Raw genomic sequence first — 14,439 nt, 5'->3', positions numbered from 1 at the left:
AGAGAAACGCCACAAGAAATGTGGCGTTTTAATATTAATTATCTTTTTTGTCTGTAGGTCTGAACAATCCGGATGCTCCTTCGGAGTAATCACGAGGTGGCATTTTTATTGGGGATTGATCATTAGCTGCTTCAGATTCACTTAATCGGTAATTAAATGGGTTATCTTGAGCGGGCATATCTGGCATAAGCTCATTAGAACTTTTTGCCATATGTTGGTAAAGCTGACGGTAATCTCTCGCCATATTATCTAATAGTTCAGCGCTTCTAGCAAAGTGGCTGACAAGCTCATTGCGATAAGTGTCCAATTCTTCTTTTTTTGTATCTAACTCTGCTTTGATAGCATCTTGTTGGCGAAGGGTACTGTTACCGTAACGCATTGCGAGTGCGCCGATAATAAGACCTACAACTAATCCAATCAGTGCATAAACCCAAACCATGGCAACTCCTTTTCATCTAATAGTGAGGACGATGGATTCTTATAACATCATAACCGCTAAAAGGCATGGGTGGAATAATATCCTTAAGCTTAATATGAAATTCCTGTGTTACGTTGATGTTAAAACAATTCTTAATGCTTATAATAGGGGCATTCGACAGACACAAATCAGTATGTCAGAAAATTAAGGATAAGAGGGCATTCATGACAGTTAGTACGCCATTATCACTTTATGAAGCCGCATTGATGCAAGGTGATTATCAACCTGATGATGTTCAGCGAAAAACGGTTCTTCATCTTCAACAGATATACCATGCATTATTAAAAGAGACCCCACCAGAAAAAAATTCGTTAGCACAGCGATTATTCGGGCGAATTCGTACAAAAAAACAGGTTACTGCACCAGAACGTGGTTTATATATGTGGGGCGGTGTGGGGCGAGGTAAAACATGGCTGATGGATATGTTTTATCAAAGTTTACCGACAGAGCGAAAACTACGACTCCATTTTCATCGCTTTATGCTACGCGTTCAAGATGAGTTAAAACGCTTACAAGGACAGGAAAATCCGTTAGAAATTATTGCTGATGGTTTTAAAGCACAAACGGATGTGCTTTGTTTTGATGAGTTTTTTGTTTCTGATATTACCGACGCCATGATCTTAGGCACGTTGCTGGAGGCCTTATTTGCTAGAGGCATCACACTGGTAGCAACATCGAATATTCCTCCTGATGAGCTTTATCGCAACGGGTTACAGCGTTCTCGTTTTTTACCCGCAATAGAACAAATTAAACATCATTGCGATATTTTAAATGTTGATGCGGGTATCGATTATCGCTTAAGAACGTTAACGCAAGCACATCTTTTTTTATTCCCACTAAGTGATAAAAACCGCCAAGAGATGGAGAGGATTTTTTCGCATTTAGCAACCAATGAACCACAAACTGATTGTATTTTAACAATTAATCATCGGCCAATGAAGGTCAGAAAAGTCGCTAACGGTGTATTGGCAGTTAATTTCGCAACTTTATGTATGGAGGCGCGAAGTCAGCTTGATTACATCGAACTTTCTCAGCATTATCACACCGTTTTATTACATGAAATGACGCAAATGAATGCATTAAATGAAGATGTTGCTCGCCGATTTTTAGCTTTAGTTGATGAATTTTATGAACGTAAAGTGAAACTGATTATTAATGCTGATGTGGAAATGAATGCAATTTACCAAGGTGATTTTTTACGATTTGAATATCAGCGTTGCCTCTCTCGTTTGCAGGAAATGCAAAGTGAAGCGTATTTAGTGCAACCTCATCTCGCTTAATATTTAATTCTTGAAGAAAGTCATCTTTCATTATGATAGGATGGCGCAGGTTAAGTTGCTTGATATTTTTTCTATGAAAATAAAGAACATTAGGCAGCTTACAAACGCTCTGGAAAGGAACAATTCTTCTCTTCAGGTAGCAAGAATTTATCAGTCAAATCAGAAAAAAGTGCCAGATTTGTTTTTTTCGCTGAAATATTGAAAAAGAATTCAATTGTTTTTCAATTATGACTCGATTTTTTTTTCTGACTTCTCTATAATCTTGCGACCCCACGTTGCAGCAAGTTTTTTATTTCCCAAAAAACTCGCATTTTAGAGTCAGCAGTGCTACTCGAAGGGGTAGGTTTGCTGGACACAAGAGTCGTGTGAACCTCAATAGTATTTGAACCGAGCGTTCACCAACGTGTAACTAAACATTGGGTAATTTTCAATAATGAAAACTTTTACAGCTAAACCAGAAACCGTAAAACGCGACTGGTATGTTGTTGATGCAGACGGCAAAACTTTAGGCCGTTTAGCAACTGAAATTGCTAGCCGTTTACGCGGTAAGCACAAAGCGGAATACACTCCGCACGTTGATACTGGTGACTACATCATCGTTTTAAACGCTGAGAAAGTAGCCGTAACAGGTCACAAACGTACTGACAAAGTTTATTACCGTCATACGGGTCACGTAGGTGGTATCAAACAAGCGACTTTCGAAGAGATGATCGCCCGTAGTCCTGAGCGTGTAATCGAAATCGCGGTAAAAGGCATGCTGCCAAAAGGGCCACTGGGTCGTGCGATGTATCGTAAACTGAAAGTTTACGCAGGATCTGAGCACAACCACGCGGCACAACAACCGCAAGTTCTGGACATTTAATCGGGATAATAGGCAATGGCTGATAATCAATACTACGGCACAGGTCGCCGCAAAAGTTCTTCCGCACGTGTCTTCATTAAGCCAGGTAGCGGTAATATCGTAATCAACAAACGTAGCCTAGAAGTTTACTTCGGCCGCGAAACAGCACGTATGGTTGTTCGTCAACCGCTGGAATTAGTTGATATGCTGGGTAAATTAGATTTATACATCACTGTTAAAGGTGGTGGTATTTCTGGTCAAGCTGGCGCGATCCGTCACGGTATCACTCGTGCACTGATGGAATATGATGAGACTCTACGTTCTGATCTGCGTAAAGCTGGTTTCGTTACCCGTGATGCGCGTTCTGTTGAACGTAAGAAAGTGGGTCTGCGTAAAGCACGTCGTCGTCCACAGTTCTCTAAACGTTAATTTGTTATCTTTTAGATATCAATTTGATGTTGAAAACCCGTCTTCACAGGCGGGTTTTTTATTTTTGGCTGATTTATGTTTATTAATAGTAAAAACATAATGTTATTAATGCATGATGCAAATACTCATAAAACAGGTTTTATATAAGATACTGACAGTATTAAAAAATCTATTTTTTAGATATTATCGCTAAATTATTTTATTTTTTGATATTATAATCTTACTTTTAAGGTATCATGGCATATTGTTTTGAATTATTTGCATTAGCCCCCCTAAGTAACATGAATTCTGATAGAATAGCGAGCTTTGGTGTCTTTCTTTCTATTATTTCATTATGTTGTCAATGGGTGTATTGATAGTAATGCCCGTGATTAATTTGAAAGCCATACCAAAATTATTATGACAATGATGATTGTTGAATGATTATTTTGGTATTACTTGATAATGATATGTGCCGCAAAGACAGGTGAGTTTTTAACCCTGTAAAATATGATTATCCCACGATAACACTGTTATACAGGTAGTTGCCCAATGCAGTTAATAACTTAAATGTTTATTTAGGTTTACTGCGTTTGTGTGCTTGTCTTTTAGGAATGGGGAAATGGAAAAGGCATTGTGCCAATTCATTTCTTTAATTGATTAACTTGGAGGTTTTCATGGCTGTCGCTGCCAACAAACGTTCGGTAATGACTTTGTTTTCCGGTCCGACTGATATTTTCAGCCATCAGGTCAGAATTGTCCTAGCGGAGAAAGGTGTCAGTGTTGAAATTGAACAGGTTGAAGCTGGTAATCTTCCACAGGATCTTATCGATCTGAATCCTTACCAAAGTGTGCCGACTTTGGTCGATCGTGAGCTGACTCTGTATGATTCACGCATCATCATGGAATATCTTGATGAACGCTTCCCTCATCCTCCTTTAATGCCTGTTTATCCTGTTGCTCGTGGTAGCAGCCGTTTAATGATGCATCGCATCGAGCATGATTGGTATTCTTTAATGAACACCATCGAGAAAGGAACAGAACAACAAGCCAATGCTGCTCGTAAACAGTTGGCTGAAGAGCTACTGGCTGTATCGCCTGTATTTAAAGAGTATCCTTACTTTATGAGTGAAGAATTCAGCTTAGTAGATTGCTACCTTGCTCCGCTCCTATGGCGTTTACCTGTATTAGGCGTGGATTTAAGTGGTGCAGGCGCTAAAGACGTACAAATTTATATGCAACGTGTTTTTGAGCGCGATTCTTTTCTTGCCTCATTAACCGAAGCAGAGCGTGAGATGCGCTTACCTTCAAGAGGGTAATAAAGTATGGAGATTATGGACATGTCTCCGCGTCGTCCGCATTTATTACGTGCGCATTATGACTGGATCATTGAAAACGAATTAACACCACATTTAGTTGTTGATGTGAATATTGAAGGTGTTCAAGTTCCAATGGAATATGCGCATGATGGTCAAATTGTACTAAATATTTCATCTCGTGCAGTAGATAACTTAGAGTTAACGCCGTATCAGGTTTTATTTAGTGCAAGTTTTGGTGGCATACCTCGTAAAGTGCGAGTGCCAATGGCTGCTGTTATGGCTATTTATGCGAGAGAAAACGGCGCGGGAATGATGTTTGAGCCAGAGCCAGCTTATGAATCTGGTGCATCATTGCAATTTGCTGAAGATGAAAGTGAAGAACGTACTTTAACGCCAGTTAATGAAGGCTTATCACTCGTCACTGATGAAACAGTAGAAACTGATATATCTTCACCGGATGATGATCCTGAGCCACCTCGCCCAACAGGCCGTCCAGCATTGCGTGTTGTGAAATAAGCGATTATTTTATCAATAACAATAAAAAGCTCAGTTCAAGTAAACTGAGCTTTTTTTATGTATAAAAAAACGCCCTATATTACTATAGGGCGTTTGAATATCTCATTGAATAAACGTTATTTCAGTAGTTCTTCTAAACAACCAGTATAAAGATTAACGGCAGTCATTAATTGTTTTTCATCGAAATCAAAGCCTGCTTGGTGGTGACCTGCCGTTCTATCAGCACCAACAACGAAGTATAGTGATTTACCACCACAACGTTGCACGCGTTTTGCTAATACAGTCGCATCTTCACTTCCCCCAAACGGGCGAGTGGCAACAGCTGTTAATTCAGGATGTTTACCAACGACTTTAGTCATGACATCAATCAGTTCTTGGTCATTTGTTAGGTCAACGGCTTCACCCATAATTTCGCTTTCCATTTCTAACTGGAAGCTATGCGCTGCACCTTCAGCCATACGTACTGCATTGGCAGCCATAAAGCTGTTGATCTCTTCATTTTCACCACGAACTTCGATTTGCATTTCGGCATTAGCCGGGGTGACGTTACGGCCTTCACCGGCTTTTAATACACCGATGTTGATACGTGACATCCCTTTCCCATGGCGAGAAATCCCCAGCATTTGTGTTGCTGCATGGCAAGCACCCGCTAATGCATTACGACCAAGTTCAGGCTCTGCCCCTGCGTGAGATGGCGCACCTTTAAAACGGAAGTCATATTTTGTGGTACACAAGAAATGTGTAGGGTTAATCACGATTTCGCCACTGTTTGCAATAAAGCCTAAGTGGGCACCTAAGAAGTAATCCGCATCATCAGCGATACCACTTTCCGCCATCGCACGAGCACCACGAACACCTTCTTCTGCTGGTTGGAATAAGATTTTAACTTTACCAACGACTTTATCTTTATTCTCAACAAGCCAGTGAGCTACACCTAAACCGATAGAAATGTGTCCGTCATGGCCACAAGCGTGCATTTCACCCGCGTGACAAGAAGCAAAGTTCTCAGCATGAGGGCGGTGTTTAGTTTCTGTTGCTTCGTTAACACCCACACAGTCAATATCAAAACGAAGTGCTACGGTTGGGCCTGCTTTACCACTGTCAAAGATAGCGACACAACCTGTTAGTTCTTTCATTTCATCAAGCAGAGCTTCATCAACTTTATGCTCTCTTGCAACGGCTAAACCTTTCTCAACGACTTGGCGACGACGACCAAACGCGAACTCTTGGTTGATAACATCAGGGCCAACTTTAACATCTAAACCTAAACTACGTAATTCTTTGACGATTTTTGCTGTAGTTAAAAATTCTGACCAACCAATTTCTGGGTATTGATGAAACTCACGACGCCATTTTATTAATTTTTCAAGTGTAATTGCTGACATATTCATTTCTCCACTTATAACATGAATAACGCAACAGCGATGACTGCGATAATCATGCCTGGTGCAGTACGTTTTGCGATTTCCATAGGGTTAATGTTTGCAAGGCCAGCACAAACAATCGCCGCACCTGCCAGTGGTGACATAGTACGACCTAACGCGCCAGATAATGCCGCTGCCATACCCATATCAGGGATTTCATAACCGAATTGTGCAGCATGAGGTGTTACTGTTTCGTTGAATGCGAATGCTGCTGCGTCACCAGAGCCTGTGATAATACCCATTAAGAATGGCCCTAAAGTACCACCCCAGCGAGCAAATTCAGGAGAATGAGTTAAGAAGTTGATGAACGCGTCGATTAAACCAGATGCTTTCAGACCAGCTGCGAATACTGCAGCTGCAATGATGATACCTAATACATCACCATAAGCATTACCCATACCTTTAAAGAACTCTTTTGTAATTTGAGCCGGGTTAGTTAATGTGATGAACAGGGCATAGATAGAACCGATTAACATTGCTGCAGGTACTGACAATTTGAAAGTGCTAAATGTTTCAAAGAATGGCAGAACTAACAGGATTAATGGAATAAAAGGTGCTGTTGCGTATAAATAGTTAGGGCGAATAGCTTCTGGTGTTGCTTGTGCTGATGAAGAAGACGTATCACTGGCAACAGAAGCTATTTTGAACTCTTTTTTCACTAAAGCAACAACCGCGAGTGAAACCGCAGCAATACCACCAGCCATTAAGCTGTATGGGCTATGGCGAGCGATTAAATCAACCACTTCCATATTTGCCATGTTAGCAACGAAGGCATTATGCGACATACCTGGGCTTAACATTGAACCGATAGTACCACATAACACTGCACCACCAGCGATAGCCGGGTGAATACGTGCTGCGATTAATAATGGAATGAGTGTTGCACCTACCGCAGCCGCACAACCTGCTGCTGATGGGATTGCGATATTAATAAAGTATGTTACGACAACAGTGGCTGGAATAAGGAAGAAGCCCAGACGAGTCATTACTTTTGATAAAACATGAACCAGATGCATATCGCATTTGGTATATTTCATAACATAAGCAAAACCCATACTCGAACAGATTGCTTGAATTAATGATGAAGACACCATGCGCTCGCTAAATGCGGTAAGCGCATCTAATGGGCTCAGACTTAAAATACAGAGTAATAAGCCGGCACCAATTAGCACCATTCGGGTTTCATATTTTTTTATTAGCAAATAGACAGTTACAATAATAACGGCTACTGCTATCAGTTGCATCACCATAGTGATCCCCTAGTTAATTATGACAATATTATTAATTGTGAAAACGAACCTAACATCAATAAATTATATTTTTCTGTAAAGTTATTAGGTGACTCCATTATGAAGTTGGTAGATTGACAATATTTGATTGTTATCAAATTTAATAGTCGAAATAAAATCTATTTTTTTAGACTGTGATGTTATTAACAAATGCTGTAAAACCATTCCCATGAAAAGATGACGTAAAAGTTAAATAAAAAGAGATAAAGTAAAAAATACGAAAACAAATTATATTTACTATAGGTTAAGAGTGTTATTTTGATACAAAAAGAATATTTCTTTTCATCAAAATATTATTCAATCATTTTATATTAAATGGTAATGAGAATGATTTTTTAATGAGATATCTTGATGATCATTAAATGTTATTTATGGAAATAAAATATTAAGAAAATTATCCCACTTAAATTAAATGGGATAATTAACAAGAGAAATTGTTATTTTAATTATCAAAAACAAATGATATTTAACAGGATAAATACTGCAAAATACCTTCTGCCGCCTCTCTTCCTTCGGCTATTGCTGTTACAACAAGATCAGAGCCTCGAACAATGTCTCCTCCTGCAAATACTTTAGGATTTGTTGTTTGATTTGGTATTTCTTGATTATCTGAAATAATAATTCTGCCTGAAGATGTATATTCAATATTATTTTCATCTAACCACGGATAATGCGCAGGTTTAAAGCCAAATGCGAGGATCACAGCATCGGCAGGCAATTCATGCTCACTGCCTTCAATAGGAATTAATGTTTTATCATTTTGGGTTTTAATAACGCGAATACCGACCACTTTATTTTGATTATCGACGGTAATATCGAGAGGTTGAAGGTTAAATAAAAATTCCCCCCCTTCTTCTTTGGCATTTTTTACTTCACGTTTTGAACCCGGCATATTGCTTTCATCACGGCGATACACACACGTTACTTTATTTGCTCCTTGTCGAATGGCCGTGCGGACACAATCCATTGCGGTATCACCTCCTCCTAATATCACCACATTTTTATTTTTAAGGTCGATATAAGGTGTTTGAGGATCTTCATCATAACCCATTAAATAACGTGTATTCCCAATTAAATAAGGTAGTGCGCTATAAACACCATTAGCATTTTCATTAGGAAAATGACCACTTAAACTGTGATATGTGCCCAATCCAAGAAATACCGCGTCATATTGTGTTATTAGGGTATTTAGGGAGACATCTTTGCCTATTTCCGTATTGAGGCAAAACTCGATACCCATTTCACTAAATAATTCGCGGCGTCGGATCATCAGTGATTTTTCAAGTTTAAAAGAAGGGATCCCAAAAGTAAGTAACCCTCCAATTTCTGGATGCTTATCATAAACAACGGGTTTCACACCTTGTCGAATAAGAACATCTGCACAAGCAAGACCAGCAGGACCCGCACCAATAATTGCGACTTTTTTATCGGTCATTGTGACCTGAGAGAGGTCAGGGCGCCATCCTTGGGCTAATGCAGTGTCATTGATGTAACGTTCAAGGTTGCCGATCGTCACCGCACCAAAATCATCATTAAGTGTACAGGCGCCTTCACAAAGTCTATCTTGAGGGCACACTCGACCACAAATTTCAGGCAAACTATTCGTTTGGTGAGAAAGTTCAGCCGCTTCAATTATGCGCCCTTCATTTGCTAGCTTTAGCCAGTTAGGGATGTAATTATGAACTGGGCATTTCCATTCACAATAAGGATTGCCACACCCTAAACAGCGATCAGCTTGTGCGGAGGCTTGTTGCGGTGAAAAGGCCTCATAGATTTCAACAAATTCGATTTTGCGAATAGCTAATGGTTTTTTGGTCGGCTCAACACGATTTAAGTCGATAAACTGATACACATTCTGACTCATAATATTCTCCTATTGTGCCTGAACGCGTAATTCAGCGGATGAACGACGAGGGTGACCGAGTAACGCATTGACATCACTGGATTTTGGCTTAACTAATTTAAAGTGTTGTGACCAATATTCCCATTGTGAAAGTAATCGTTCACCTTGCTGTGATCCTGTGAGTCTGACATGTTCTGCAATCATGCCACGTAGATGTTCAGCGAGAATGGCAAAGGATGCAACAGGAAGTAGCTCAATCGATGACGTGTTGATCCGTTGGGATAACGTGAGATCTTCATCTAATAGATAAGCAAATCCTCCAGTCATTCCTGCACCAAAGTTAATCCCTGTTTTACCCAGAACGCAGACAATACCGCCAGTCATATATTCGCAACCGTTATCACCAACACCTTCAACAACAGCAATCGCGCCTGAGTTTCTCACCGCAAAACGCTCCCCAGCCAAGCCCGATGCATAAAGTTTTCCACCAGTTGCGCCATAAAGGCAGGTATTTCCCATAATGGTTGCGTGATGATTTTTAAATGCAGAACCAACCGGAGGTGAAATTACAATACGGCCTCCAGCCATGCCTTTGCCCACATAATCGTTAGCATCACCCACTAAGTTTAATTCAATGCCTTGAGCATTCCAGACACCAAAGCTTTGCCCTGCTGTACCTGTAAAATTAAGTTTTATAGGTGTTGCAGATAAACCGCTTTCACCATATTTTTTTGCGATAATTCCTGATAATGTTGCTCCCACAGAGCGGTCTGTATTGCGAATATCAAAATAGTATGTTTGGCTTTTTTGCTGTTCAATAGCATCGTTGGCTTGAGCAACAATTTGCTGATTTAGCTCACCTTTATCATAAGTATTATTATTTTCCTGACAATAAAGTGCGTGACCTGATGGCGACATTACCGTTTCTAACAATCTACCTAAAGCGAGTTTTTGCTGTTTACTCGTCACCCCGTCTAAGCAAGCAAGTAAATCAGTGCGACCGATTAAATCAGTTATTTTTCGGACGCCGAGTAGCGCCATTAATTCACGGGTTTCTTGCGCAATAAAACGGAAGTAGTTAATAACACGTTCTGGTAATCCGTGATAATGATTACGACGCAACGTTTCGTCTTGGGTTGCAACACCCATTGCACAATTATTTAAATGGCAAATACGCAGATATTTACAACCTAATGCCACCATTGGACCTGTACCAAATCCAAAACTCTCTGCGCCTAAAATCGCTGCTTTAATAATATCTAAACCCGTTTTTAATCCACCATCGATTTGTAAACGAATTTTATGGCGCAGATTGTTTGATACTAGCGCTTGTTGAGTTTCAACTAAGCCTAATTCCCACGGGCTTCCTGCATATTTTACCGAAGTTAATGGGCTTGCTCCTGTCCCTCCATCGTAACCTGCAATAGTGATCAAATCAGCGTAGGCTTTAGCTACACCTGTGGCAATAGTGCCGACACCCGGTTCTGAAACTAATTTTACAGAAATCAGTGCGGTTGGATTGATCTGTTTTAAGTCGAAAATAAGCTGTGCTAAATCTTCAATAGAGTAGATATCGTGATGAGGTGGCGGTGATATTAGGGTGACACCGGGTACAGCATAACGCAGTTGCGCAATATAAGGTGTGACTTTATCGCCAGGAAGTTGTCCGCCTTCGCCGGGTTTTGCTCCTTGTGCCACTTTGATTTGTAAAACATCAGCACTCATTAAATAAGAGGGGGTCACACCAAAGCGACCAGAAGCAATTTGTTTGATCCGTGAGACTTTATTGGTGCCGTAACGTGCCGGATCTTCACCACCTTCCCCTGAATTTGAAAAACCACCTAAGGTATTCATAGCTTGTGCAAGGGCTTCATGAGCTTCTTGACTTAATGCGCCAATTGACATCGCCGCAGTATCAAAGCGTTTAAATAATTCGGTTTCAGATTCAACTTCTTCAATTGAGATTGCTGTTGTCTTGTTATTGAGTACTAACATATCGCGCAATGTTGTTATTGGGCGTTGTTGCACGAGGCTTGCATAATGCTGATAGTCTGCATATTCCCCGCTATTTACTGCTTTTTGTAAAGCTTGAACGACATCAGGATTATAGGCATGGTATTCACCTTTATGTGCATATTTCAATAGCCCGCCAGTTTCTAAAGGATAGCGGGTTAGCCAAGCTCGTTTTGATAGATTAAATAAGTCATGCTCAAAATCACTAAAGTCAGCACCATTGATCCGATTATCAACACCTGAAAAACACAAATCGACAACGTTATCGTTTAATCCGACGGCTTCAAAAAGCTGAGAACAACGATAAGAGGCAATGGTTGAAATACCCATTTTAGACATGATTTTATACAGGCCTTTATTTATACCGTTGCGATAGTTCAGCATCATTTGAGCATAAGTGCCTTGGAGGATTTTTTTATCAACACGTTGTGCTAAAGATTCATAAGCAAGGTAAGGATAAATGGCCGTCGCACCAAATCCGAGTAGGACGGCGAAATGGTGAGGATCACGGGCACTGGCTGTTTCAACAATAATATTGGCATCACAACGTAAATTATTATCTACCAACGCTTTTTGTACGGCACCGACAGCCATAGGTGCAGGAATAGGTAATCGCTCTTTAGTAATATTTCTGTCTGATAAAATTAGTAAAACAGCACCGTTGCGGACTTCCTGTTGTGCTTTTACACATAATTGATGTAAGGCTGTTTCTAGGTTAGATCCTGTTGGTTGATATGTGATATCAAGATGAATAGCTTGGTAATAAAGGCTTTCTTGATTAATAAGTTGTTGAAAATCGCTATAAAGCAAAATAGGCGATTTAAAACTGAGTCGATGAGCCTGGCCTTCAGCTTCGCAAAACACATTCATTTCACGCCCAATGCAGGTTGCTAAAGACATGACATGTGCTTCTCTTAATGGGTCTATTGGTGGATTGGTAACTTGTGCAAATTTTTGTCTAAAATAGTCGTAAATAAGGCGTGGGCGTTGAGATAATACTGCAAATGGGGTGTCATCGCCCATTGATCCAGTGGCTTCCTGTCCATTTTCTGCAAGGACATGCAAAATACTTTCAAGTTCTTCTTGGCTATAGGCAAATTGTTTTTGATAAGTTGCTAATAATGTGTCATCAAAGGCACGTTGTCCTGTAGCTTGTTGTTCTGGTAACTCTTCAAATGGCGTTAAACGTTTCACGTTACGTTCAAGCCACAATTTATAAGGATGGCGTCTTTTTAAATCTTCATCGGTTTCAGCTGAGTGTAAAATACGCCCATGATGAGTATCAATTACCATTAATTCGCCGGGGCCAACACGTCCTTTTTCTAACACTTCATCAGCTTGATAATCCCAAATACCAATTTCAGAAGCACAGGTGATAATGTTATCCGTAGTGATAACATAGCGAGCAGGGCGTAATCCGTTTCTATCAAGAGTACAAGCCGCATAGCGACCGTCCGATAACACAATACCTGCTGGGCCATCCCAAGGCTCCATGTGCATTGAGTTAAAATCAAAAAATGCCCGCAAATCATCATCCATTTGAGGATTATTTTGCCATGCTGGTGGGACTAATAAGCGCATGGCACGAACAATATCCATACCGCCATTAAGAAATAGCTCCAGCATATTATCGAGTGAGCTTGAATCAGAGCCACTCTCATTCACAAAAGGGGCCGCGTCTTGTAAATCAGGAATAAGCGGAGTATGGAATTTATAGGCGCGAGCTTTGGCCCATTGGCGATTTCCTGTAATGGTATTAATTTCACCATTATGTGCTAAATAACGAAAAGGTTGGGCGAGTGGCCATCTTGGTGTAGTGTTGGTGGAAAAACGCTGGTGGAATAAACAAATTGAAGATTCCATGCGTAGATCAGCAAGGTCGGTAAAAAAGCGCGGTAAATCGATGGCCATACAGAGGCCTTTATAAACAGTAACTAAATTAGAAAGACTACAAATATAAAAATCACTGTCAGTAATACGTTTTTCAATTCGTCTACGGGCAACAAAAAGCCGTCTTTCAATATCACTTATTCGCCAACCTGCAGGGGCATTAACAAAGACTTGTTCAATTAAAGGAAGAGAAGAAAAGGCAATACTTCCTAAAATATCGGTATTAATAGGGACTTTACGCCAGCCGACAATGGAAAGTGTCTCGCGTTGTAGCTCTTCTTCAACGATGAGACGACATTGCGTGGCAATATTGGTGTCTTGGCTTAAGAATAGCATCCCCACAGCATAGTTTTTTGCTAAATGCCAGCCTTTTTCTTGTGCAATTAATTGAAAAAAACGCTCTGGTTTTTGTAAGAGTAAACCGCAACCATCGCCCGTCTTACCATCAGACAGAATAGCCCCCCGATGTTGCATTCTGGCGAGACCATGAATGGCATTTCTGACAATCTTATGGCTGGCTTGCCCTTCAATATGTGCGATTAATCCAAACCCACAATTATCTTTTTCCTGAGTCTTTTGATAGAGCATTTTTTGCTTCCTACTTAGTTTGCTGGGCACCTCAAAAAAGAGCGCAAAAGGAACGTTTCGGCTCAAAGTATGTAGATAAATTTATGGGTACTCAGTCGGGTGATGTTGTGTTTGCCTAGCTTGGTGTGTTTTTTATATTGCTACGCAATGCCTTTTCAACTTATCGATAAATAAAAATCAGGTCAATGTGTGAGGATATTTGGCTAAGATAAGAGAGATAAGAAAAATTTTATTTTAAAATATTGATTAATAACTAAATTATTCTATTTTAAAATAGTGTGAGAGTGATTTTTTAATGTGAGCTATATCACTTTATTTGAGTGATTTAGCTTTATCTCATCCTTTAATGATAAAAACGAGTAGTGAGTTATTCTGATGAATGTATTAATTTTAGATTTTTATTGTTTTTATACATTTTGTATAAAAAAAGACAAATTGAATTTTTTCTAATAAGGTCTATTTATCGTTGATCTCGCTATCGTTTATATGACTTAGTTTGGCATTATTTTTATGTATGCATATATCTCGGATAGACTCGTTGAGAGAAAAT

The 14,439-nt window shown here is 39.9% G+C and carries 10 protein-coding genes; 5 read left to right on the top strand and 5 right to left on the bottom strand.

What is annotated here, in order from left to right; translation table 11 throughout:
- Positions 1-34: 34 nt before the first annotated feature.
- Positions 35-439 (bottom strand): Z-ring associated protein ZapG, encoded by a 405-nt coding sequence (gene zapG / locus GWJ05_RS06070; protein WP_036933053.1) that lies wholly within the window; start codon positions 437-439, stop codon positions 35-37.
- A 203-nt stretch (positions 440-642) separates the two neighbouring features.
- Here zapG and zapE point away from each other — a divergent pair, with 203 nt between their 5' ends.
- From zapE to sspB, 5 genes are all read left to right on the top strand, one after another.
- A complete protein-coding gene (gene zapE, locus GWJ05_RS06065; RefSeq protein ID WP_036933051.1) occupies positions 643-1,758 on the top strand; it encodes a cell division protein ZapE in 1,116 nt (371 codons plus the stop codon).
- Between the two features lie 433 nt (positions 1,759-2,191).
- Complete coding sequence (gene rplM / locus GWJ05_RS06060; protein ID WP_006535327.1) at positions 2,192-2,620, top strand: 50S ribosomal protein L13; 429 nt, start codon at positions 2,192-2,194, stop codon at positions 2,618-2,620.
- A gap of 15 nt (positions 2,621-2,635) precedes the next feature.
- Positions 2,636-3,028, top strand: coding sequence for a 30S ribosomal protein S9 (rpsI, locus tag GWJ05_RS06055; RefSeq protein WP_004245284.1), 393 nt, complete (start codon positions 2,636-2,638; stop codon positions 3,026-3,028).
- Between the two features lie 656 nt (positions 3,029-3,684).
- Positions 3,685-4,326 carry a stringent starvation protein SspA gene (sspA, locus tag GWJ05_RS06050; protein ID WP_023582862.1) on the top strand — a complete coding sequence of 214 codons (642 nt, stop codon included), beginning with the start codon at positions 3,685-3,687 and terminating at the stop codon, positions 4,324-4,326.
- A 6-nt stretch (positions 4,327-4,332) separates the two neighbouring features.
- Positions 4,333-4,842, top strand: coding sequence for a ClpXP protease specificity-enhancing factor (gene sspB / locus GWJ05_RS06045; protein WP_036933048.1), 510 nt, complete (start codon positions 4,333-4,335; stop codon positions 4,840-4,842).
- 116 nt (positions 4,843-4,958) lie between these two features.
- Here the strand turns inward: sspB and GWJ05_RS06040 are convergent, their stop codons facing one another.
- From GWJ05_RS06040 to gltB, 4 genes are all read right to left on the bottom strand, one after another.
- Positions 4,959-6,227: an amidohydrolase gene (locus GWJ05_RS06040; protein ID WP_036933047.1), complete on the bottom strand. Its 1,269-nt coding sequence runs from the start codon at positions 6,225-6,227 to the stop codon at positions 4,959-4,961.
- Between the two features lie 14 nt (positions 6,228-6,241).
- Positions 6,242-7,516: a C4-dicarboxylate transporter DcuC gene (gene dcuC / locus GWJ05_RS06035; RefSeq protein WP_161681177.1), complete on the bottom strand. Its 1,275-nt coding sequence runs from the start codon at positions 7,514-7,516 to the stop codon at positions 6,242-6,244.
- A gap of 505 nt (positions 7,517-8,021) precedes the next feature.
- Positions 8,022-9,419, bottom strand: a complete 1,398-nt coding sequence (locus tag GWJ05_RS06030) for an FAD-dependent oxidoreductase (RefSeq protein WP_036933045.1) — start codon at positions 9,417-9,419, stop codon at positions 8,022-8,024.
- A 9-nt stretch (positions 9,420-9,428) separates the two neighbouring features.
- A complete protein-coding gene (gene gltB, locus GWJ05_RS06025; RefSeq protein ID WP_036933044.1) occupies positions 9,429-13,889 on the bottom strand; it encodes a glutamate synthase large subunit in 4,461 nt (1,486 codons plus the stop codon).
- Positions 13,890-14,439 lie beyond the last annotated feature (550 nt).

This window comes from Proteus sp. G2626, assembly GCF_009915985.1.
In the GTDB taxonomy this organism is placed as follows: Bacteria; Pseudomonadota; Gammaproteobacteria; order Enterobacterales; family Enterobacteriaceae; genus Proteus; species Proteus vulgaris.
This window is presented reverse-complemented; position numbering and strand designations above follow the sequence as displayed.